The organism is Acinetobacter sp. TGL-Y2 (genome assembly GCF_001612555.1).
Taxonomy (GTDB): Bacteria; Pseudomonadota; Gammaproteobacteria; order Pseudomonadales; family Moraxellaceae; genus Acinetobacter.
On the sequence record NZ_CP015110.1, the window covers coordinates 75,418 to 98,991 of the forward strand.

The window sequence follows — 23,574 nt, forward strand, 5'->3', positions numbered from 1 at the left end:
GCAAAATGAATTTTAACCTGTCTGAGTGGGCACTTCGAAATAAAGGACTGATTCTTTATTTCATGATTTTGATGGGTATTTTAGGCATTTATTCTTATGCCAAACTCTCTCAAAGTGAAGATCCGCCATTTAGTTTTAAAGTGATGGTGGTGCAGACCTATTGGCCGGGTGCGACGGCTGAAGAAGTCTCGCTACAAGTGACCGATCGAATTGAAAAGCAGTTAATGAGCACCGGGCTTTACGAGCGTGTGGTGGCGTATTCCAGACCAGGTGAATCGATGGTGACTTTTATCGCCAAAGACTCCCTCAAGTCCTCTGATCTTCCCAATGTTTGGTATCAAGTCCGCAAAAAAGTCGGCGACATTCAGCATCAATTGCCCAGTGGTGTACAGGGTCCATTTTTCAATGACGAATTTGGCGATACCTTTGGCAATATCTATGTGCTGACCGGTCAAGATTTTGACTACGGTGTTTTAAAAGAATATGCAGATCGGGTGCAGCTGCAACTGCAACGCGTTGAAGACGTGGGCAAAGTGGATTTGGTCGGTTTGCAAGATCAAAAAATTTGGATTGAAATTTCAAATACCAAATCTGCCCAGCTGGGTATTCCGATTACCGCGATTCAAGAGGCCTTACAAAAACAAAATGCCACGGCCAGTGCCGGTTTTTTTGAAACAGGCTCAGATCGTATTCAGGTTCGTGTCAGTGGACAGCTCAAATCTATTGATGACTTAAAGCAAATGCCACTGTTGGTGGGCAATAAAACCATTCAGTTGGGAGATGTGGCAGAGGTCTATCGAGGCTTTAGTGAACCTGCACAGCCACGCATGCGTTTTATGGGCGAAAACGGCATTGGGATTGCCGTGTCGATGCGTAAAGGCGGAGATATTATTGCGCTGGGAGAAAATCTTGAGCTGAAATTTAACGATCTACAACAAGCTTTGCCTTTGGGTATGCAGCTGAAAAAAGTCTCGGATCAACCTGTGGCGGTTGAGCGCAGTATTCAAGAGTTTATTAAAGTGCTTGCGGAAGCGGTGATTATTGTCCTGTTGGTGAGTTTTTTCTCCTTGGGTTTTCGCACCGGTTTGGTGGTGGCATTGTCCATTCCACTGGTTTTAGCGATGACCTTTGCGGGCATGAATTTCTTTGATGTGGGATTACATAAGATTTCACTCGGTGCTCTGATTCTCGCGTTAGGGCTGTTGGTGGATGATGCCATTATTGCCGTGGAGATGATGGCGATTAAGATGGAGCAGGGCTATAGCCGAATGAAAGCGGCAGGTTTTGCCTGGACCTCGACCGCTTTTCCGATGCTGACGGGGACACTCATTACTGCAGCGGGCTTTTTACCCATTGCAACGGCTGCCTCAAGTACCGGTGAATATACTCGGTCAATTTTCCAAGTGGTGACCATTGCCTTGGTGGTGTCATGGTTTGCAGCGGTACTTTTTGTACCGTATTTGGGAGATAAACTCCTGCCAGATTTTACACACTTACCGCAAAAAGCACCGTGGTATCAGCGTCTATGGGCAAGGTTACGTAAGCAACCCGAGCCACGTCCTATTGTGCATGCACATGGCGCGCAGCATGACCCCTATCAAACCAAGACCTATCAGCGCTTTAGATCTGTCGTGAACCGCTGTATTACCTATCGAAAAACCGTGATTGCAGCCACGGTGGGTCTATTTATCTTGTCCATTTTGATGTTTAAACTGGTGCCACAGCAATTTTTCCCACCGTCAAATCGTGCTGAAATTTTGGTGGATTTAAAGCTTGAGGAAGGTGCATCCCTGACCGCAACAGAACAGGCGGTAAAAAAGGTGGAGAAGTTCTTATCCACTCAAAAAGGCATTGATAATTATGTGGCCTATGTAGGAACAGGCTCACCACGCTTTTACTTACCACTCGATCAACAATTGCCTCAAGCCAGTTTTGCCCAATTTGTGGTACTGGCTTCTTCACTGGATGAGCGTGATCAAATTCGTAAAAACTTAAGTCAGGAAATCAGCAAATTATTGCCAGAAGTTCGAACGCGCGTTTCATTGCTTGAAAATGGCCCACCCGTCGGCTATCCACTTCAGTTTCGCGTGTCGGGTGAAGATTTAAATATCGTGCGTCAACGTGCGCAGTTAGTATCTCAAACTGTAAGTGAAAATCCGAACGTGGCCAATGTACATTTGGATTGGGGTGAGCCGAGCAAAGTCATTTCACTGGAAATTGATCAAGATCGTGCACGTCAGATGGGCGTCAGCAGTTTAGAACTGGCAAATTTCTTGAACAGTTCAATCAGTGGTGCTGTGATTAATCAGTACCGTGAAAAACGTGAGTTGATTGATATTCGCTTAAGAGGAGATAAAGCTGAGCGTATTGATGTGGGTTCTTTGGAAAGTTTGGCCGTACCCACCGCAAATGGTGGTACCGTACCTTTGGCGCAAATCGCCAATATTCAGTACAAATTTGAAGATGGATTGATTTGGCATCGTAATCGCTTACCGACCATTACGGTTCGTGCGGATATTGGCACTCAATTACAGCCGGCGACTGTGGTCGGTGAGCTTAATGACAGCATTGAAAAAATCCGTGCAGATTTACCCAGTGGTTATTTGGTTGAAGTTGGCGGCACAGTGGAAGAGTCAGCACGGGGACAAAGCTCAGTCAATGCGGGTATGCCCCTGTTTTTAGCGGTAGTGTTCACTTTGCTGATGATTCAGCTCAAGAGTATTTCTCGCGCATTGATTGTGTTTTTGACTGCGCCTTTGGGTTTGATTGGTGTAGTGTTGTTCCTGCTTATTTTTAACAAACCGTTCGGTTTTGTGGCTATGCTCGGTACGATTGCACTGTCGGGCATGATCATGCGAAATTCACTGATTTTAATTGATCAGATTGAACAAGATATACGCGCAGGACATGCCGAGTGGGATGCCATTTTAGATGCAACCGTGCGCCGTTCTCGCCCGATTATCTTAACGGCGTTGGCAGCGGTACTGGCGATGATCCCACTTTCTCGAAGTATTTTCTTCGGCCCAATGGCGGTTGCGATTATGGGTGGACTGATTATTGCGACTTTATTGACATTATTTTTCTTGCCCGCACTTTATGCAACTTGGTTTAAAGTAAAAAAAGACACAAAAAATGCGTAGAATGCTTGAATACTAGGTGCGAATAATTGAAAATTTCAATATAGTAGTCCCTAGTTTTTAACACAAAATAACACAATGAATCCGCTGCATAAGAACAATTGAGCATGCAGTGGGTTGAGGTCGAAAAGTATCCATGGGGCGAGACAATCTAGAAGGACATCGTCGGTTTATGACGTTGTCTTATGTATTTATGTTTGTTGCATTATTTACAGTGTTTAGCGCTGTAGTCGCCTATTTTTTGTCTCGAAAAGTGGCACATTCAGATACAGCTGAAGTTTGGATGCAGGCGCAAGCGCTTTGGGTTATGCGCAGTGCGATTATGTTTTTGATTTTGGCATTTTTTGCATCTTTATGGTTTATCCCATCTCTTTTTATCTACTGGGACAGTGTGCTTTGGGTCAAGAGTTGTACCGTTTTAGGTGTGATTTTCAGTGCAGTCGCATGGTTGTATTTACTCAATGCATGGCTCAAAGGCTTGAGTAAATACATGCAGCAGAAAGCCGTTTTCTAAAAAAACATCAGATTGACTTGTAATATCGAGTGATGACCCCAACATACTTCGCAGTGAAGTAATCTCAATTTTTTGTGGAGCATCGCCAGACATGGCTAAACGTGATTATTATGAGGTTTTAGGGGTATCTAAAACCGCTAGTGATGATGAAATTAAAAAAGCCTACCGTAAGTTGGCGATGAGGTATCATCCAGACCGTAACCCAGATAATGCTGAGGCTGAAGATAAATTTAAAGAAGCAGCAGAAGCTTACGAGATTTTATCTGACGGCGAAAAGCGCAGTATGTATGACCGTATGGGACATAATGCATTTGAAGGCGGCATGGGCGGAGGTGGCTTCGGTGGCGGTGGTGGTTTCAGCGCAGAAGACATTTTCAGTCAGTTTGGTGATATCTTCGGTGGTGCTTTTGGTGGGGGTGGCCGTGGTGGCCAGCAACGTCAAAAGCGCGGTTCTGACTTACGTTATGTTTTAGAACTCAGCTTAGAAGAAGCGGTTAAAGGCGTTAAAAAAACCATTACCTTTACCGCACCTGCGCCATGTGAAACTTGTGATGGCAAAGGCTCTAAAAACCCGCAAGATGTTGAAACCTGTAAAACCTGTCATGGTGCAGGTCAGGTGCGTATGCAACAGGGTTTCTTCTCTGTTCAGCAAACCTGTAGCAGCTGTCGTGGACAAGGTAAAATCATCAAGAACCCATGTGGAACTTGTCATGGTTCGGGTGTCAAAGACCGTCAACAAACCCTTGAAGTCACCATTCCTGCAGGCGTGGACAATGGCGATCGTGTACGTTTAACCGCTAAAGGTGAAGCGATTCGTGATGGTCAGTCAGGTGATCTATACGTTGAAGTTAATGTGCGCGAGCATGAAATCTTCCAACGTGATGGTGCGGACTTGTATATGGACGTACCTATTAGCATTGCAGATGCAGCGCTGGGTAAAGAAATTGAAATTCCAACACTGGATGGTCGTGTGAACTTGAAAGTGCCTGAAGGTACACAAACGGGCAAAATGTTCCGTCTACGGGGTAAAGGTGTAAAACCTGTTCGTACCAGTATGCAAGGTGACTTACTTTGCCGTGTTGTGGTTGAAACGCCCGTACATTTAACCTCACGCCAGCGTGAGCTGTTAAAAGAATTGCAAGAGTCGATGGATGGAGAAGACAGTAAGTCTTCACCGAAGAAAAAATCATTCTTCGACCGTTTGTTTGACTAATTGATCAGATGAAAAAAGCCCGACCATGAGTCGGGCTTTTTAAATTCTGTAGATTGGTTTTTATTGAAGCTGAATATCTAAGCCCATCTTTTTTAAATGCGCATATTCATAGCCTGCATCTTCTGCGGGATACCTTAAATTAGGCACACCATAATTTTTTGCGATATTCCAAAGAATACTTTCACCAGCCGGCAGAGCTTGAGGCTCAATTGTATAAAGCGGATCTTGATAGGCTGAATCACTGTCTATAAATTGCCATCCTGAATCCTGAAAAGCCGCAATCACATCTTTGAGCCATGCTGCATTGATGGCTCTCACATGCAGTAAAAGAATGTGTTTGGGTGAACGACCTAATGTCTCTATGGCTAAGCCATCATAATATTTTGCGCGATCAAGTAGATGAGAAATATAAGCTTGCTTTAATTTTTTCAAGCTATTAGCGTCATTATTTTGCTGAAATTTAAGAAATAATTGATTGTAATACCAATCACTTGCATCAATGCTTACAGCACCTGACTGATAGTGGTGGTCTTTAATCCAACGCCTCACACCATCTCTTTTCTCTAATGTATTGCCTTCTTTCAGAAATGGAAAACGATAGCGCGCTACAAATCCGTCTAATGTCGAAAATGCCTCGTGCCCTTGCTGAATATCATGTAAATAAGCGTCTAAACTCACTTCATTTTTATTGAGGTTGAGATGTAAGTTGCCATGATTGGCAATCCGATGTCCGTGTTGCCCCCATTCGGCCACGAGGCTTAAGCCTTGATTTCCGCCAATTTTACTGAGGCTTGGATAAAGAATGGCTTGAACTTGATTCTGTTTTAGCGCTTTTAATATATCGTGATTAATTTGCTGTGCATCAGGATTTAAAGAAGGATCTAATCCATCATCAAAACTTAAAGCTAAGCTTTTTGCGCTTATCTGAGTACACACAGTACACAGAACTAAAAAACAACTCATTAAAATTTTATTAAGCATCTTACTTATTCTACTTTTTTAATTGAATAGAGATGAAAAAAGGAGACCATATTGATCTCCTTTTTTACTCAGTGAGCATCAAGCTTGCGCATCAATGCTTTGACCATTCATGTCTAAACTGTCTTCACCCATTAAATACAAGTACGCTGGCATAATCATTTCAGGGGTCGCCAAAATCTTCGGATCTTCGTCAGGATAGGCTTTCGCTCGCATCGCTGTACGTGTCGCCCCTGGATTAATGCAGTTAAAACGAATATTCGGATACACATTTTCTTTGGCAAAAATTTGACTCACCGCTTCAATGGCAATTTTAGACACAGAATACGCACCCCATTTCGGGCGAGCCTCACGTCCTACGCCTGAGCTGGCAAAAACCACAGATGCATTGTCTGATTGTTGCAGTAAAGGCATCAATTCCTGCGTCATCACAAAGGGTGCACGGAGGTTAACTGCCATCACATCATCCCAGTCTTCAATCGGATAATGTGCCAATTCAACACGCTCGCCCAAGATGCCCGCATTATGCAAAATACCGTCTAAGCGACCAAACTGCTGCGCTAGCGTGTCATAGAGCAGTTCATAGTCATGTGAGTTGGCAGTCGAGAGCTGTAAAGGCAAGATGGCAGGCTGCGGCGCACCTAAACTTTCAATTTCGTCATAAATGACTTCAAGTTTATTTAAAGTACGTCCATGAAGCACCACTGTAGCACCATGTAAGGCATAGCTCAGGGCAGCAGCACGACCAATACCATCACCCGCACCAGTAATCAAAATGATCTTATCTTTCAATAAGTCAGGGCGAGGTTGATATTCTGAATAGTTCATAGACGACCTCCTTATTATTGGTTTTTCTCAATATCATTGTTAATTAGTATTAAGCATTACGAAGCATGGTTAAGCAGTTTTTTGATTGACATCAAGCAGTTCAAAGATCACTTGATGTAATTGCGACACAGTCTCCACTATACAATCTGAATGCCACGCTGTTAAGTCATCTTTGTGTTCTAAAGGTAAATAACCGTAAGCGGCCAAAATGCTATACATACCTGCATTGCGACCTGCATCGATATCACGGGGATGATCGCCGACATAAATGCAATCTTGGGCATTGATCTGAATTTGCTTGGCAGCCAAATACATCGGCTCTGGATCAGGCTTGGTGTTTTTAACATCTTCAGGGCAAACCAAAACAGCACAGCGCTCACTTAAATTTAAAGCACTGAGTAATGCTTCACTGAGCCAACGCGGTTTGTTGGTGACAATTCCCCAAGGAATACCTTTGGTTTCTAATGCCTCTAAAAGCGGATACATCCCTTCAAAAAGATCAGTGTCTACAGCGATATCTGCGCCGTAAATATCTAAAAAACGCTGCCGATGGGCCAAAAATACAGGATCATCGACCTCAAGTTCAGGATAAACCAATTTGACCATGGCGCGTGCGCCTTCGGACACTTGGCTGCGAATCAAGGCTGCATCGACCACAGTGCGTTGTTCTGCGCGGCACATGTCTTGAATGATGCGAATAAAATCTGCCGCTGTGTCAATTAAAGTCCCATCTAAATCAAACAGAACCGCTTTCATTCAGCCACCTCATTTACGGTATAAACCATATAATTCACATCGACGTTTGGTGCAAGCCAATAGTTTTTGGTGAGTGGGTTGTAATGTAAACCAGTCATGTCTTTAAGTTTTAAATTTGCCCCACGAATGTCATGTGCAAGCTCTGAAGGCTTAATGAATTTGTGATAATCATGCGTGCCTTTTTTCAGTAGACGAAGTACATATTCTGCGCCAATAATCGCAAACAAATAGGATTTTGGATTACGGTTAATGGTCGAGAAAAACACATGACCATTGGGTTTTACCAATTTTTGGCAGGCTTGAATAATGGATGCAGGATTTGGAACATGTTCGAGCATTTCCATACAGGTCACAATGTCGTATTGACCCGCTTGTTCTTCAGCGAGCTGTTCAACTGGAATTTGACGGTATTCAATATTGGTGACATTTTCTTGTTCTGCATGCAGGCGTGCAACATTTAAAGGTGCAAGCCCCATATCAATGCCCAATACGTCTGCACCGCGGCGTGCCATGCTTTCTGCCAAAATACCGCCCCCACAGCCCACATCTAAAATCTTTTTACCGCTTAAACCGCCTGCGTGTTCATCAATCCAATTTAAACGCAGCGGGTTAATTTGATGCAGCGGGCGAAACTCTGAATGCTGATCCCACCAGATCGATGCAAGCGCTTCAAATTTAGCAATTTCTTGTGGATCAACATTAAGTTGCGTCATTGGAGCCACCTCAGCAGAGTTAGTTTTATAAAATGAAAAAAATGAAGTCTATGCGGGTTAGTGTAGCGTCAATTCTAAAAAAAGCGATAAATCATATAAAAAAGTTCACAGAAGGAAAACGATTTTCCCATATTTGTTTTATAGTGAGGCCATAAGCTAGACAAAATGATTCAGAGGATAAAAACGCAATGAAAAAATTGATTTTAGGCGGTGTGACAGCGGCTGTATTGATGGCACTTTCAAGTGCTGCAATGGCAAACTTTGTCGAAGGTAAAGACTATACCGTGGTACAGAATCCAGGCAAAGTGGAGGTTGCAGGCAAACTCGAAGTTCGTGAGTTCTTTTGGTACGGCTGTGGCCATTGCTTTAGTTTAGAGCCACATATGCAAGCATGGCTGAAAAAAATCCCTAAAGATGTCAATTTTGTGCGTACACCTGCCGCAATGAATAAAGTCTGGGAACAAAATGCGCGTGGTTATTATGTCTCTGAAGCACTTGGTGTCCGTAAGCGTACCCATTTGCCATTGTTCCATGCGATTCATGACAATGGCCAGCAGATTTTCGACCAAAAATCTCAAGCCAAATTCTTCACCAAATATGGCATACCAGAAGCGAAATTTAACAGTCTTTACAACTCATTTGCGATTACTGCAAAAGTGGCACAAGCCAATAAACTGGCACAGCAATACCAATTGACCGGCGTACCTGCAGTGGTAGTCAATGGTAAATATGTGGTGCAAGGCGATGATGGTAAAGTGGTGAAAGTGGTTGAATACCTATTAAATAAAGAACGTAAAGCCAAATAATCTAAGTTAAAAAAAGCCCTGCATTATGTGGGGCTTTTTATTGCAGAAAAAAATACTGACATGACCAGCAGATCTGGAATGATCGTTTTACTCAGCTTGCGCTGTGGGTTGCCAATTTACAATACCCTTAAAAATCAGTAGAACTTGGGTAATCGATTGCTTTTTGAGGACTAATTTTTGTAATTCAAGTTCCATGCCCGAATACTGCCTGCTTAACGTAATCCACGACATGGCCCAAGTGAAACATAAATTGATCAAGATATTGGAGAGCACTTTTAAATCATCTGCATGGTGGAAATTTTGCATAATTTCGAATTTTTCTAAGTCTTGTGCCAGATCAATATTTAAAAATTCAATTTCACGGGCAATCGCACGGCGAACCATTTCTGAACCACCCCAACGCTCCGCGATCATAAAAATCCAAGGCATCGCGTTGTGATCAATCGCGTCAAAAAACAAAGCCATACTGGTTTCTGCTTTGGCTTCAGGCTGGGTTAAACCTTGACCGAGTTGATGCAGTACAGTTTTTAGATACAGGGCTACTTGATCGACCAATTCCTGACCCAGCTCATCCATATCTTGAAAATGCCGATAGAACGCCGTAGGCACCAAACCAACTTCGCGAGCGACTTCACGCAAGCTAATGCTACTAAATGAACGACCCGATGTGCTTAAACTGAGCGCAGCATCTAATAAAGCCTGACGACTTTGCTGTTTTCGTTCATCCCGAATAGACATCGTTATACCTAAAATATTTGATCGGGATGAGTCTATCAAAAAATGTCACAAATTAAACGACCAATGTCAGTGAACAGGTGTTGACTCAGTATACAAATAAGCTTAGTGTACAACTGTTCACTATAAGAACGTATGTTCACTCAATTAAATTGAAAGATAAAGAGGAACGCCATGAGCAGTTATATCTCTTACAAACCTGAATGGATCCGTGAGGATTTTGTCGATTTTATTGCTGAAAAGATCAACCCTGTTTGGGCTTGGAAAAGAATCAAAGCCACAGTAGTGAAGATCGATCCACTCAGCACAGATTTTGTCAAAATTCAGCTTCGTCCGAACCGTAATTTCCCCCATCAAACGGTGAAAGCGGGGCAGAGTATTTTACTGACTGTGGTGGTTGCTGGTATTCGTCAGCAGCGCAGTTATTCTATTGTCGAGGTATTGGGCAATGGTGATCTTATTCTTGGGGTAAAAGCTCAAGGTAAAGTCTCTCATGTGCTTCATCGCTTAGAGCAAGGTGCAGTTGTTGAAATTTCAGTACCTCAAGGTGATTTTGTTTTAGATGCTACGGATACGCCTTTACTCTTGATGGCATCGGGGAGTGGGATTACTGCTATTTATGCACTCCTCAAACAAGCACTTGCTTCAAATTCGAATTCAATTGACCTGATCTATTTCACCCGTGATGATGCGTTCCACGTGGAGTTGATGGCACTGGCACAGCAATATTCGCAGTTTCATTATCATCATATAAATACGGTAGCCCAGAAACAGCATTTGGACTTAGATCTATTAACACAGCTGTGCCCAGATTATAAAAATGCCATGACTTATGCCTGCGGTGCGGCTGGCATGATGCAAAGCCTCAATCAGATTTATCAGCAGCAAAACTTAACTGCACAGCTTAAACAAGAATATTTCCAGTTGAATGTAGACGAGAGTCTACCCACTCAACCCATTCGCTTTCAGCGCTCGCAAGTGGAATTCACAGCAGATCGAAATTTATTGGTCAGTGCTGAGCAAGCTGGACTAAAACCTACCCATGGTTGTCGAATGGGTATTTGTAATACCTGTACCTGTACCAAAATCAGTGGTTCAACCAAAAATGTATTCACCGGTGAAATCGATCACGGCAGCAATACTCAAATTAAACTGTGTATTAGCCAAGCAGTCAGCCCCGTGGTCATTAACCTATAAATATGAATTCTTTAACGGGCTGATAGAACAGCCATGTAAAAGTGAGAATAACGATGAATATGTCAGTCACATTTCCAAGTTCAAGCAAATCTAAACATCTAAACCCAGAGCAAGTGGCAGAGTTTGGTCGCCGTGTTGAAGAGATTCGTCAAACGATCATGGCGGATATTGGCGAGAAAGATGCCCAATATATTTACAAGATCCGTAACTTTGTCCGTTATAGCGAAATTTCATCACGTGCATTACTGATGTTTGGGGGGTGGATTCCACCTGTATGGCTTGTCGGTACAGGTCTTTTGGGACTCTCTAAAATTGTGGAGAATATGGAGCTGGGTCATAACGTGATGCATGGTCAGTTTGATTGGCTTAATGATCCTTCCTTAAACGGTGCCAATTATGATTGGGATACCATGTCCACAGGTGATGACTGGAAATACACGCATAACTATATCCATCATACCTATACCAATATTGTGGGTAAAGACCATGATGTGGGTTACGGCTTGCTTCGGGTGAGTCAATCACAGGCTTGGGAGCCACGTTTTTTACTCAATATCCCTCTTGCGATTCAGCTCATGGTGTTTTTTGAATGGTATGTGGGAATGCAAAATTTACATTTAGAAGATGCTTTGGTTTATAAAACCAAAACATGGAAACAAGTCTGGGCAGATTCGAGCAAATTTCGTAAAAAAGTGCGCCGTCAGGTGCTAAAGGATTATGTATTTTTCCCTGTCATTGCAGGTCCTAATGCATTGCCGGTATTTGCAGGAAATGCGGTCGCCAATGTGATTCGCAGCTTGTGGGCATCCGCGGTGATTTTTAATGGTCACTTTACTGAAGATGCTGAAACTTTTGAAGCAGACAATACCGACAACGAAACCCGAGCTGAATGGTATTTACGCCAAATCCGAGGTTCAAGTAATTTTACGGGCACAGATTGGCTGCATATTTTAAGTGGTAATTTGAGTCATCAGATTGAACATCATCTATTTCCAGACATGCCTGGAAACCGCTATGCCGAAGCGGCACCAAAAATCAAAGCACTGTGTGCTGAATATGACATCAATTATAACGAAGCCAACTTTATGCAGCAGTTTGGCAGTGTATGGGTGCGGTTGGCGAAGTGCTCATTACCACAATCGGTGAATGATTCGATCAGTAATTCTTGGCAAAAGTTGAAAGGGCTGTTTGCTTAAGGTTAGACTTGGGTTATATTATTTAATTCACCAATATTGTGGAATATTGGCTAAATTTTATTCGTGGAACGGTAGAAATCCACAAAAAAGCCCATTCGGTGATGAATGGGCTTAAAGAGTGGTGATCTGTAATTAAATCAAATCAGGATAAGATTCAGAATTCGCATAAGGTGTATTTTGTTAATTTTAGGTAACTTAATTAAGTTGAGTTAATTCTTCACCTTTATGTAAAACATATTTTGAAAAAATACTCATATAAATCTCTAAGTACCAAGAGCCACTTATAGCAGAATGGTCGAATAATATTCGACCTTGTGAATCTCTATTTCCCTCATTCCAACCCAAAAAAGTTTCATCTTTGGCAGAATAAAATGAAATATTTTTATATGGAATAATGAAAGATATTGTTCTAACTGTATTAGGTTTAATTTTTAAAAAATCTTTATTTTTGACTTCATCCTCACTTAAGGATGTCTTGTCTAAATATTCAGGTAAAAGATAAAGATCAAGTGAGTAGGATTCATTGTTATATACACCGCCATAAGATATTTTGGCCCATTGATCAAAAGCTTGTATATCTGAACCTGCTTCTAATTTTTTCCACTTAGCTGGATGGGATATAGAAGCACCTGTATTGCCTATGCTTTTAAAAATCATTTTTACTTTTAAGCCATCCTTTAATTGCTCGATTGAATGACTGGTCTTGATAGTTGAGTAAAGCTGTCTATCTTTATTAGAAAAACTAGCAACTTCCTGCAGTGTTTTTCCAATAATATGTGCAGTTTTATTTAAATCACGGAGTTCTTTGCTTAAGTTTTCTTGCCTAAAATCAGTGTTAAAGTCGTCAGCTAATGAAAAATAAATAGAATCAGAATAATCACTTAATCCTTTTTTAATACTGTAATTAAAATGCATATAGCCAGTTTCTTTAAAAGCAGCCATACGTTTTTTATTTGCTAATAAATTATTGACTCTATTAAGACGTTGAATTAAGTCTTTACTTAGAGGAATTAAATACACCCCAAAATGAGGATTAGGTTTATTAATTTTATTTACTTCAATTGTCCCTTTTAAATCAGCAGTATAAAGTTGATTTTCAGCAGTTGTAGCAAAAGTAAATGAATTTTCTGGATAAGTCGAAGAAGGTTTAACCTGATAAAATGTATAAATATTTTCTATTATTGGCTCATTTGCTTGAGTCATATTCGTAATTCCTAGAACTAAAACTAAAAGATACTTGCTCATATTCTTTTTATTTCCCACTCAAGTCGAGTTTGTTGTTCAAATATTTTTCTGTATTCTTCATAGTAGTATGCATGTATTAATGGTAACTGATTAGGATTTGGACTAGACATTAAATTACCTTGAGCATGCCTTTTCCAATCATTTTCAGGTTCTATTATTTTTACATCAATATAATTATCAGAACCAACGTACATTTTATGTACTGCACCGCCATTAGCAAAATATTCATCAGGAAATCCAAAAAGATGAGCAGATTCATGACAAAAAATAGTAGCGGTTTCGAAAATTTGTTTTTCTTTTATTAATTCTCCACCTTTAGTTACAACACTCCCATTTTCATAAGAATAGCTTGTTGGAGTTGTGGTGGTTACATATTTAACCTCGAACTCACTCCAATGTTTCGCATCTTGTCTTTTTGCAAATTTAAAGAAAAACACCTCATCATCTTTTGATCCGAAAACAGAGGGTTTTGTGGCTGTGAAACTATATTCAACCTTAAATATCACAGCAACTTTACAAGTACATCCACCAGATAAATGGCAGTTTTTAGGTGATAAATAAAATCCATCTTTATTAAGAATAGAGTTAACTAATCTTTCTTTTTCTTTAACAATACTAATTAACTCTTCAGTCAGTTCTCTTTTCTCGAATTTAAAATTATCCTGAATACCACTATGTATATCTGAATTATATTCGATTTCCTCCCCTGTAACTAAATCTATAACTTTACAAGCAAATAACTTAATCTTTATCGATGCTGTCAAAGTATTTTTATTTTGATCAAACTCTAAATCTACTAACCTGCCTTTAGCAACAGCAAAATTACGAATAGGAACTGAAATTTTTTGACCTTTCTGATCTATATCAATGTGATATTGAGCTTTATACTTTTCATGTTCAGGGGAATAAGTAACTCCATCAGGTCCTCCTGCAGGGTATTTAGTTTTGTAATATGTTCCTGACAAGTTTGGCAGTGTTACTTTGTTCTTAAATGAAGGAATAATAGTACAGCTATGCCCTTTAATTTTTGACAAATCGATTATGGGAATTGGAGGGTATGACTGAACATTTTGCTTTAGACTAGCTGCTGAAGTCGGCTGTGGCGGATATTGATTAAGATATAGACTACCACTTTCTCGGGATTTAATACTATTTTTATCCGTAAAATTAGATTGATTATTTGACGTTGGATTTTTTCCAAATTTAAAGCTTAGAGGGCACTCTGTTTTACTCAAAATCGGTAGTGGTAAAATTGGTAAATCATTTAGCACTTTTTTTCCACCAACAAACTTGTGTTGCCCTGCTTTCGCCTCAAACTTTGCAGGCGTAATGAATGTAATCCCATTCTTATTAATTATGATTTGAGAACCACCAGCCATAGATTTACCTTTTTTATAGTTTTTTAAAATTAAAACAAAATTTAGCTTATTATAAATGCATAATAATTCAATATTTTTAATCAAAGTATGACTTTCATCATAGCAATTCAACTGAATGATAGCATCATTGTCGCAGCAGACAATAAGGAAATCATACTCAAAGAAGACCAACCAAATCAGCTAATAGACAATTTAACGTCAAAAATCCATGCATGGGATGAGGGAATCATTACCGGTACAGGCGAAAGCTATGTGATCAATCGCAGCATCGCTTTATTTAAAGAATTCGCTCGATCAGAATTAGAATCTTTACCTCAATGTTTAGAAATTTCACGCCAAATTCGAGAACACGAAATCGGTACTGATCACTTTCAGGTGCAAAACACCAAACTACTATGCTCAAGCTACAGCGAAAAAGGTGCTCAACTATATAAAGTCGAACGGATCGATGATGAGAAAAGCTACAGCATGACGGTTGTAGAACCGATGGACATCACCGTTTGGATGTTTAATCCTAATGTAGAAAGCATTACGTTGGACTTAAAAAACCTATATCTCGATCTTAAAGATTACTCAGTCTTTGCAAACCAAACTGATTGGATGAACCACTACATCAATCGAATTACACCGATCTATCAAAAGCAAAGCCAAGTCGACTCACTCATGAGTCAAAGCTTTGATATCTTCTTTCAAAGCAAAGATGAATATGTCTTTGGCCACATCCCTAATACACATAATAAAGCAATCGAATTAAAAGAAGTTCCGCCTAATTTTGAGCCTATTTAACATAATGGGTGTTATCTGAAATAAGGATAAGTAAAATTCTAAATTTAACTTATCCTTTTATGATTATATTTTAAATATGCTAACGCCAGTCCGAAAACGCTACTCGTAACAAAACCATTTCTGTTGGATCTGCTATAATTCCTCGCAATATTTTTTAAAACCATATAGGCCAAATCATGCGTATTGACCAACGTACATTAGACCAACTACGTGATGTAAAAATTACCCGTAACTACACGCGTTATGCAGAAGGTTCAGTATTGGTCGAATTTGGTCATACTAAAGTGCTTTGTACTGCAAGTATTGATAACTCTGTACCTCGCTTTTTGAAAGGTAAGGGACAAGGTTGGGTCACGGCTGAATACGGCATGTTGCCACGTTCAACGCATACCCGTAGTGATCGTGAAGCAGCACGTGGTAAGCAAAGCGGCCGTACCCAAGAAATTCAACGTCTGATTGGTCGTAGCTTACGTGCCATGGTTGATTTGAAAAAGCTCGGTGAAAATACGATCACGATTGACTGTGATGTGATTCAAGCCGATGGTGGTACACGTACCGCAGCCATTACGGGTGCAGCCGTGGCTTTGATTGATGCCATGAATGTATTGCTTGAGAAAAAGAAAATCAAACAAGATCCGTTGAAAGGTTTGGTTGCTGCGGTTTCTGTCGGGATCTTCCAAGATGAAGTCCTGCTTGATCTTTGCTACGAAGAAGATTCAAACTGCCAAACCGACTTAAACGTGGTGATGACGCAAGCAGGCGAATTTATTGAAATTCAGGGGACTGCTGAAGAAAAACCATTTACTCGTGCACAGTCGAATGCCATGTTAGATATGGCGGAAAAGGGTATTGCAATGCTTGTGAAAAAACAACAAGAGGCTTTAGGCTGGTAATTCGCACTCAGCACATTGAAAAACGCATCGCTTGATGCGTTTTTTTATGGAAGGGTGAGATGGTTTTGATTAAAATAAATCTACAGAATAAAAGCGTCAACTTAAATAAGATAAAAATAGATTGAGCTGTAAGTAATTTACCAATAAAGAGGAATGAATATGAAGTTGGCGATGATTTTAATGTGTATTTTTGCCGTATTTATGACTGCATGTGATTCACGTAGTGATCGTGAAAACAATGAAAAAGAATCGGTTTTGAATCAAAATTTTGTTAACGATAACGATAACGATAACGATAACGATAACGACAATAAGCGCGGCGAGAATAAAAATCAAAAAGAAGACGATTAAGCTGAATGTTTTGCTATCAGCTTATCGATAAGCTGATAATGAACCTATGCCAAATGGAGCCTCATTTTAGAGATTCTCCTACAAAGCTTTTTCAGGATTTAAAGCGTTATAAGTAAAATTCTTTCCGTTTAGCACGTCCATATTCAAGTCTTTGTACTGCTGTAAAACCTCGGCTGGATTATTCGAACATTTTGCATCGATAGCTGTACCTGTTTGGTGAATTTGACGATAACACGCATTTACACTCGCGATGACATCATAATAAGGTGAAGATGGAAGCTTGGCTGCAGTCAGTACTTTTTGTCCTAAGAAATGCGCAGGTACAAATTCGCCGTCAAACTGAGCTTTATCGATGGGGAAATTACTCCATACCGCTAAAGGGGTGCTGAAAAATTTAGCATGGTTTTTCTGTGTCTTTTGTTCGGCATTGGCGTAGAAACCGTATTGATCAAACACTTCGCCAAGATTCGGTAAATGATCGCCAAAGAAAATGATCAGGGTCGGGCGTTCGATTTTTTTGGCTTCAGCAATCAGCTGTTTAAATTGCTGATCTGCGCGTTGCATACCTGATAAATAGGTGTTTAACTGACGTTTGTTCAGGTCTGTAATACCAGATTTTGTGATTTTAAAATTATCTTTCCCAAAACGATCATCATTGTAATTGAAGTGATTTTCCACCGTGATGGCATAAATAAATTGGGGCTGATCGACTGATTTTTGCAGTTGCGCATAAATACTTTGATAAATCAGATCATCATTGGCCCAGCCCCCTTGATTGGTGAATTTTTTACGATCGGTAGCACTGACCATATTTTCGATCGATGTAAAACGATTAAAGCCAAGGTTCTTATAGACCGCACTGCGGTTATAAAAATATTTACCGTTGTTATGCATCGCGGTTGTGTCATAGCCTAGCTGATTCATGTGCATCGCCAATGAATAGGTCGGGCGCTTGAGTTTTGACACATAAGCCAACTCATTGTGATTGAGCATGACATTGAGACTGGTTAAGACTTCAAATTCAACATTTGCGGTGCCACCACCAAAAGACGGTGATAAGAAATTTGCCACCTGATATCGATCAAGCGTGGGGGTAATATTTCGAGGAATACTTTTATCCAGCTGTCGAGCATCCCAATGCGCTTCACTCATCACAAAAATAACATTTGGTTGTAGCGTCTCAGCAGTAACCACTGGCGTGACGGCATTATTGTGCTGGGGCATTTTTAAAATCGATTGAATGTGCGGTTCAGCAATATCTTCCGTTTTAAAAATTTTGGTATTTACACTGTCCAAAGACTTGGACACAAAAAAACTCATATAGCCCATATTTTTAATGGTGAGATGATCGCCGACCCAATCACCACTGGTATTCGGTAGCGCATGTGCATAAGGGCAAATCAATTGTTGTCTGTTGGCTGTACAGTATTCGCTAAAATTATTGCTGAAATTGGCACTGACAAAAAAGCTGAGTAAACCCAGTGAAATGAGACTATTTGGAATGAGTAATTTCAACGGTTCTATTTTTTCTTTTCGGTATAAAAGTACCGCTAAGACAAAGAATACACCCAGCCCGATAAAGACACAGACTTTAAGCAAAAATGGGGCTGCCGTTAAGGTCTCTGGTAACAATAAAAAATCACTGGGTACTAGGCTTGCTGATAAATATTGTTCTTTTTTAATGTTGATGAAGGTTAGGCTGAAAAATACAGACTGACTCAAAAATAGCGTGATCCAAGTTTTTCTTAAACACAAATAGACCAAGCTAATCAGTGCAAAGTTGATCAATACTGAAAAGCTATATTTATAGAGTCTGAGCTTAAATTGAGCATCAGATAATTTTAAGAAACGCTGTAAATCTTCTTGATAAAAGAAAAAAATGACAACAGAGAGTAGCGAGACAAGAAAGAACCATGCCTGCTGTTTGAATGTGGACATTTTGATCAAATATAAGAATAAAGGAGCTGACTATTATAGGGTGTCGCTCCTTTTTTTCAATGACGTGTGCTGGAGGAGATCACGTCATTTCGATCAAAACACGGTGATCCCATTCAACTGAGCTGAACCACTTACTCAGCTTGAAAGCGCATCGACAAATCAATGGCTTTCACATCTTTGGTCAAGACACCCATGGAAATATAGTCAACGCCTGTCGTCGCCACTTCGCGTAAATTATCAATGGTAATATTTCCAGATGCTTCCAGTTTACATCGCCCAGTGACATGCTTCACGGCATCAATCATTTGCTGCTGGCTAAAGTTGTCTAGCATGACAATATCGGCACCTGCTTCAAGTGCTTGATTCAGCTCATCCCAAGTTTCAACTTCAACCTCGACAGGTTTATTCGGTGCGATCTGACGTGCTTGTGCAATCGCCTGCTGAATGCCACCTGCGGCCATAATGTGATTTTCTTTAATTAAAAATGCATCAAAAAGCCCTAAACGGTGATTCTTTCCACCACCAATAGCAACCGCATATTTTTGTGCAATGCGTAAACCGGGTAAGGTTTTACGGGTATCGAGGAGCCGTGTGTTTAAACCCTCTAGCTGTTTAACATACTCTGCTGTTTTGGTCGCTACAGCAGATAAGGTTTGAATAAAATTGAGAGCCGCGCGTTCAACGGTCAGTAAGCTACGTGCTGAACCGGAAAGTTGTAAAAAAACTTCATTGGCGTGAACGACATCGCCCTCATTTTTGAGCCAATTGATCTGAACATTTGCATCAAAGCGCTGAATTAAGGCATTGACCCAAGGCTGACCAGCCAAAACCATAGGTTCACGCGTTAAAATACTCGCGTTGGCTTGTTCATTTTCAGGCGTGAGTAGGGCAGTAATATCACCATCTGCAATATCTTCAGCTAAAGCCTGTTGAATATTGATTTGAATGGCTTGCTCAAGTAAAGGTTGCGGTATGCTCATCATGTCCCTATGCTGAATAGCTAAAAAATGAGCAATATATTAGCATTACCCTGAATGATTCTGTGCTGTTTTTATTTCGAAAAGGTTTAGCATAGGCTGAATTACGATAAAATGCAGGGATAATAATCTCTCAAGTCTATGGAGCAGCGCAATTGAAAGCACCACCATTCCAAGTACCACTATTCCAAGTGATCAACGGGCAGTTGCAAGGTGCGAGATGGATTGCTTCACCGAATTTTAATCAGCGACCTGAACAGACCGAGATTCAATTGTTGGTGATTCACAATATCAGTTTACCGCCCTCGCAATTTGGTGGAGGCTATATTGAGCAGTTTTTTCAAAATCAATTAGATGGCTCGGCACATCCTTATTTTAAAACCATTGAAGGCATGCAAGTCTCGACCCATTTGCTGATTTTGCGCAGTGGCGAGGTACTACAGTTTGTCAATTTTCATGATCGAGCCTGGCATGCCGGGCGTTCAAGTTATTTGGCGCAAAAAGAGTGTAATGACTACTCTATTGGCATTGAGCTGGAAGGCAGTGATGATACCGATTTTGAGGCTGTCCAATATACAGTACTGGCACAAGTGGTGGCCACTTTACAGCAGGCTTATCCAAAAGTGATGAATCATATTGCTGGGCATTCCGATATCGCATCAGGTCGTAAAACTGATCCGGGACCGCATTTTCAATGGGCACATTTTCGCAGCTTACTCAATCAGATCAAAACAGCTTAAAATTGAGCAATAAACCTGAACATCAAATAACGAAATTCTTTTTGAGTTTCATTACAATAACGACATTCTTTTAAGTTGGTGAATACGATGGCGCTTTGGCGATCCACCTTTATAGTCAGTGCAATGACCATGTTGTCTCGGGTATTGGGACTGGTTCGTGACATGGTTTTACTTAATGTCTTTGGTGCAGGTAAAGATTTCGATACCTTCGTGGTGGCTTTTCGTATTCCGAACTTTTTCAGGCGCCTGTTTGCCGAAGGCGCATTCTCTCAGGCCTTTATTCCGGTGCTCACCGAATATAAAACCAGTAAATTACATGCCGAAGTCCAAATTCTGATTAGTCGGGTGTTTGGCTGTTTGTTGGTGGTCATGACCAGCTTAACCGTGCTGTGTATGGTGATCGCACCGGCTATTTTATATATCTATGCACCGGGTTTTCACAATGATCCGCTGAAATTTGATTTGGCAGTCGATCTTTTTCGCTTAACCATTCCATATTTGTTGTTTATGTCGCTCACGGCTTTTGCCAGCAGTATATTAAATAGCTATGGCTCATTTACCACACCCGCATTTGCACCAGTACTGCTCAATATCACCATGATTGCAGGGGCTTGGTGGTTATCGCCCTATATGGCTGAACCGATTATGGCGCTGGGTTGGGCCGTCGTTGTCGCAGGAATATTGCAACTCGCACTTCAAATTCCAGAGCTTTGGCGTAAGAAACTTTTGATTCCCCCAAAGGTGGATTTCAAGCATGAAGGTGTCGAGCGCATTTTAAAATTGATGTTGCCCGCTTTGTTTGGTGTGTCTGTCACTCAGATCAATTTACTACTGAACACCATTTGGGCATCCTTTATGCAAGATGGTTCTGTATCTTGGTTATATACTGCGGAACGTATGACCGAACTGCCTTTGGGCTTGATTGGCGTGGCGATTGGTACGGTGATTTTACCGGCACTGTCTATGCGTAAAGCTGAACAAGATCAAAACAAATTTAAAGACATGCTGGATTGGGCTGCACGTGTCATTGTCTTCGCAGGGATTCCAGCCAGCATTGCACTGTTTATGTTATCAACACCCATCATTCAAGCGCTATTTCAACATGGTGCTTTTTCCCTACATGACACTCAAATGACGGCTTTGGCACTACAATGCATGAGTGCGGGCGTATTGGCATTTATGCTGATTAAAGTCTTTGCCCCGGGTTTCTATGCCATTCAAGACACCAAAACTCCTGTAAGAGTTGGCTTAATGGCGGTTGCCGCGAATGCCATTTTAAACGTGATCTTGATTAACTTTTTCAAATATATCGGCTGGCAAGAACAGCATATGGCTTTGGCGATTGCCTCTTCAGGTTCGGCACTCGTCAATGCAGGCATGCTGTATTTTTATTTGCATAAGCGTAACATCTTCCGCTTTGGATCCCATTGGAAAATGCTATTTGTTCAATTCATCATTGGAAATTTAGTGATGGTGGCTGCGTTATGGTATGGACTGACTTGGTATGATGGCACACTTGCACCTTGGTTACGCGTGCTTGAAGTGATTGGGCTGTGCGTACTTGGTGTAGTGGCATATGCAATGGGTTTATTGATTTCTGGTTTCAGACCACGTCATTTAAAACATTCCTGATCACGCACAGATTCAACGCTTAAAATAAAAAACATCGCTCAGGCGATGTTTTTTTATGGCTCAAACTAAACGTTAAATCGCTAATATTAGGGTAAGACTTGAATCAGTTCTACATCAAAAATCAGCGTACTATTCGGTGCAATTGAATCGCCGGAACCTATTTCACCATAGCCCAATCGAGCTGGAATAAAGAAGCGATATTTAGCACCTTCTTTCATCAATTGTAAACCTTCAGTCCACCCTGCAATCACTTGGCTGACTTGAAACTCTACAGATTGATTGCGGGCAATGGAGCTGTCAAATACGGTCTGATCAATTAAACGACCTTCATAGTCGACTTTGACTTTTGAAGTCGCTTTGGGGGTTTGACCGTTGCCTGCTTTTAGCATTTGGTATTGCAATCCGCTTGGACGCGTCATGACACCTGCTTGCTTAGCATTGTTGGCCAAGAATATTTCGCCTTCTTTAAGGTTTTTTGCAGCCAGTTGCTTAAACTGTTCCAACTGTTTTGATTCATTACTCTTTTTATATTGCGTAAGCGCTTGCGCCATTTCTTGCTCAGTCAAATTAGGTTGTTGACCGTTTGATCCTTGCTTTAGACCCTGAATAAAGGCTTCAAGGTTGATATATTTGAGTGTTTCAGCATTGGTACGGCCCATGACATAACCATAACTATAACCGAGCTGATCCTTTTCTGGGCTTTTATTGTTAATGGTATTGGCAAAGCTGGTAGAGCCAAGTAACAACATGCCAGTACATAGGGCTATTTTTTTCATTTTATGTTGATCTCTTAAAACGTAGGTAAAAAAAGAGAGCCGATGCTCTCTTTTTATGGGTCTTAGTTGACTTTGATCAGCTCAACATCAAATACCAAAGTGCTATTGGCAGGAATGGTGCCTGGAACACCTTGTTCCCCATAAGCCAATTGCGAGGGGATATAAAGCGTGGCCTTGCCCCCTTCTTTCATCAGCTGTAGACCTTCAGTCCAGCCCGGAATAACTTGATTGAGTGGAAATTCGATCGGTTCACCACGTTCTACTGAACTATCAAACACTTTGCCATCGAGAAGCTTACCAGTGTAATGCACAGTCACGACAGAAGATGCAGTCGGTTGTTTACCTGTACCTTGCTTCGTCACTTTATACTGTAAACCTGAGGCTGTAGTTTGCACGCCTGGTTTTTTTGCATTTTCGGTCAAGAAGGTTTGATTGTTTGAATTCAAAGCTTTGCTGTCTGCGGCTTGCTTTTCGACCATGTGCTTTTGAAACTCAATATAGGCTGCTTGTAATTCCTCATCCGTATAGGCACGCTCTTTTTTTGCATGCGCATCACGAATACCAGTAATAAACGTATCCAGATCGACTTCAGGCGGAGTTTGGCTTGCAACTTCATAACCCAGCGCATAACTGATTTTTTCAACCGGTGGTGAATCTTTTTTCATGACACTTTTTGCAGCATCCGCAGGGTTTTGCGTCGCATAATAAACAGGTACAAGTGCAGCGCCGCCTAGTAGAACTGCAACAGCGATGGGTAAGGCTTTACTCATGAGTTTTCCCAATT

General features: G+C 40.9%; 22 protein-coding genes. 11 read left to right on the forward strand and 11 right to left on the reverse strand.

All coding sequences use genetic code 11. From position 1 onward, the window contains the following. The first annotated feature begins 5 nt into the window (after positions 1-5). The 3 genes from AMD27_RS00240 (at position 6) to dnaJ (ending at position 4,864) form a co-directional block, all read left to right on the forward strand. Positions 6-3,140, forward strand: a complete 3,135-nt coding sequence (locus AMD27_RS00240) for an efflux RND transporter permease subunit (protein ID WP_067662607.1) — start codon at positions 6-8, stop codon at positions 3,138-3,140. A gap of 133 nt (positions 3,141-3,273) precedes the next feature. Beyond that, a complete protein-coding gene (locus AMD27_RS00245) occupies positions 3,274-3,651 on the forward strand; it encodes a hypothetical protein (RefSeq protein WP_067654750.1) in 378 nt (125 codons plus the stop codon). A 91-nt stretch (positions 3,652-3,742) separates the two neighbouring features. Then, positions 3,743-4,864 (forward strand): molecular chaperone DnaJ, encoded by a 1,122-nt coding sequence (gene dnaJ, locus AMD27_RS00250; protein ID WP_067654753.1) that lies wholly within the window; start codon positions 3,743-3,745, stop codon positions 4,862-4,864. A 60-nt stretch (positions 4,865-4,924) separates the two neighbouring features. Here dnaJ and AMD27_RS00255 read toward each other — a convergent pair whose 3' ends face one another. The 4 genes from AMD27_RS00255 to ubiG form a co-directional block, all read right to left on the reverse strand. Then, positions 4,925-5,845 (reverse strand): polysaccharide deacetylase family protein, encoded by a 921-nt coding sequence (locus AMD27_RS00255; RefSeq protein ID WP_067654756.1) that lies wholly within the window; start codon positions 5,843-5,845, stop codon positions 4,925-4,927. Positions 5,846-5,923: 78 nt separating this feature from the next. Beyond that, positions 5,924-6,670, reverse strand: a complete 747-nt coding sequence (locus AMD27_RS00260) for a YciK family oxidoreductase (protein WP_067654759.1) — start codon at positions 6,668-6,670, stop codon at positions 5,924-5,926. Positions 6,671-6,739: 69 nt separating this feature from the next. Next, a complete protein-coding gene (locus AMD27_RS00265) occupies positions 6,740-7,426 on the reverse strand; it encodes an HAD family hydrolase (protein ID WP_067654761.1) in 687 nt (228 codons plus the stop codon). Continuing rightward, on the reverse strand, positions 7,423-8,139 hold the full coding sequence (gene ubiG / locus AMD27_RS00270) for a bifunctional 2-polyprenyl-6-hydroxyphenol methylase/3-demethylubiquinol 3-O-methyltransferase UbiG (protein WP_067654764.1): 717 nt from the start codon (positions 8,137-8,139) through the stop codon (positions 7,423-7,425). The genes AMD27_RS00265 and ubiG overlap by 4 nt, the downstream gene beginning before the upstream one ends. A gap of 188 nt (positions 8,140-8,327) precedes the next feature. Here ubiG and AMD27_RS00275 point away from each other — a divergent pair, with 188 nt between their 5' ends. Continuing rightward, a complete protein-coding gene (locus AMD27_RS00275; RefSeq protein WP_067654767.1) occupies positions 8,328-8,945 on the forward strand; it encodes a thiol:disulfide interchange protein DsbA/DsbL in 618 nt (205 codons plus the stop codon). An 87-nt stretch (positions 8,946-9,032) separates the two neighbouring features. On the opposite strand, the gene AMD27_RS00280 is transcribed toward AMD27_RS00275, so the two are convergent. Then, a complete protein-coding gene (locus tag AMD27_RS00280; RefSeq protein WP_067654770.1) occupies positions 9,033-9,683 on the reverse strand; it encodes a TetR family transcriptional regulator in 651 nt (216 codons plus the stop codon). 171 nt (positions 9,684-9,854) lie between these two features. Between AMD27_RS00280 and AMD27_RS00285 the strand changes: the two genes are divergently transcribed. Both AMD27_RS00285 and AMD27_RS00290 read left to right on the forward strand, forming a co-directional pair. Then, a complete protein-coding gene (locus tag AMD27_RS00285) occupies positions 9,855-10,877 on the forward strand; it encodes a ferredoxin reductase (RefSeq protein WP_067654773.1) in 1,023 nt (340 codons plus the stop codon). A gap of 53 nt (positions 10,878-10,930) precedes the next feature. Further along, the gene (locus AMD27_RS00290; RefSeq protein WP_067654776.1) at positions 10,931-12,073 is read left to right on the forward strand and encodes a fatty acid desaturase family protein; all 1,143 of its coding nucleotides are present in this window, start codon (positions 10,931-10,933) and stop codon (positions 12,071-12,073) included. Between the two features lie 195 nt (positions 12,074-12,268). Here the strand turns inward: AMD27_RS00290 and AMD27_RS00295 are convergent, their stop codons facing one another. Beyond that, positions 12,269-13,276 carry a hypothetical protein gene (locus AMD27_RS00295; protein WP_067654778.1) on the reverse strand — a complete coding sequence of 336 codons (1,008 nt, stop codon included), beginning with the start codon at positions 13,274-13,276 and terminating at the stop codon, positions 12,269-12,271. A gap of 38 nt (positions 13,277-13,314) precedes the next feature. After that, positions 13,315-14,781, reverse strand: coding sequence for a hypothetical protein (locus AMD27_RS19260; RefSeq protein WP_171254757.1), 1,467 nt, complete (start codon positions 14,779-14,781; stop codon positions 13,315-13,317). A 3-nt stretch (positions 14,782-14,784) separates the two neighbouring features. On the opposite strand from AMD27_RS19260, the gene AMD27_RS00305 reads away from it, so the two are divergent. From AMD27_RS00305 to AMD27_RS00315, 3 genes are all read left to right on the forward strand, one after another. Next, on the forward strand, positions 14,785-15,483 hold the full coding sequence (locus AMD27_RS00305; protein WP_067654784.1) for a hypothetical protein: 699 nt from the start codon (positions 14,785-14,787) through the stop codon (positions 15,481-15,483). A gap of 176 nt (positions 15,484-15,659) precedes the next feature. Beyond that, the gene (rph, locus tag AMD27_RS00310) at positions 15,660-16,376 is read left to right on the forward strand and encodes a ribonuclease PH (protein ID WP_067654787.1); all 717 of its coding nucleotides are present in this window, start codon (positions 15,660-15,662) and stop codon (positions 16,374-16,376) included. 159 nt (positions 16,377-16,535) lie between these two features. Further along, positions 16,536-16,727 carry a hypothetical protein gene (locus AMD27_RS00315; RefSeq protein ID WP_067654790.1) on the forward strand — a complete coding sequence of 64 codons (192 nt, stop codon included), beginning with the start codon at positions 16,536-16,538 and terminating at the stop codon, positions 16,725-16,727. A gap of 78 nt (positions 16,728-16,805) precedes the next feature. Here AMD27_RS00315 and AMD27_RS00320 read toward each other — a convergent pair whose 3' ends face one another. Together AMD27_RS00320 and nadC are read right to left on the reverse strand one after the other, a co-directional pair. After that, on the reverse strand, positions 16,806-18,665 hold the full coding sequence (locus tag AMD27_RS00320) for an LTA synthase family protein (protein WP_067654793.1): 1,860 nt from the start codon (positions 18,663-18,665) through the stop codon (positions 16,806-16,808). Positions 18,666-18,796: 131 nt separating this feature from the next. Then, positions 18,797-19,645, reverse strand: a complete 849-nt coding sequence (gene nadC / locus AMD27_RS00325) for a carboxylating nicotinate-nucleotide diphosphorylase (RefSeq protein WP_067662610.1) — start codon at positions 19,643-19,645, stop codon at positions 18,797-18,799. A 188-nt stretch (positions 19,646-19,833) separates the two neighbouring features. Between nadC and ampD the strand changes: the two genes are divergently transcribed. Beyond that, positions 19,834-20,382, forward strand: coding sequence for a 1,6-anhydro-N-acetylmuramyl-L-alanine amidase AmpD (gene ampD, locus AMD27_RS00330; RefSeq protein ID WP_416202808.1), 549 nt, complete (start codon positions 19,834-19,836; stop codon positions 20,380-20,382). A gap of 78 nt (positions 20,383-20,460) precedes the next feature. After that, positions 20,461-22,014, forward strand: a complete 1,554-nt coding sequence (gene murJ, locus AMD27_RS00335) for a murein biosynthesis integral membrane protein MurJ (protein ID WP_171254762.1) — start codon at positions 20,461-20,463, stop codon at positions 22,012-22,014. Between the two features lie 86 nt (positions 22,015-22,100). On the opposite strand, the gene AMD27_RS00340 is transcribed toward murJ, so the two are convergent. Together AMD27_RS00340 and AMD27_RS00345 are read right to left on the reverse strand one after the other, a co-directional pair. Continuing rightward, positions 22,101-22,790, reverse strand: a complete 690-nt coding sequence (locus tag AMD27_RS00340) for an FKBP-type peptidyl-prolyl cis-trans isomerase (protein WP_067654802.1) — start codon at positions 22,788-22,790, stop codon at positions 22,101-22,103. Between the two features lie 62 nt (positions 22,791-22,852). Continuing rightward, positions 22,853-23,560, reverse strand: a complete 708-nt coding sequence (locus tag AMD27_RS00345) for an FKBP-type peptidyl-prolyl cis-trans isomerase (protein WP_067654805.1) — start codon at positions 23,558-23,560, stop codon at positions 22,853-22,855. Between the last annotated feature and the right edge of the window lie 14 nt (positions 23,561-23,574).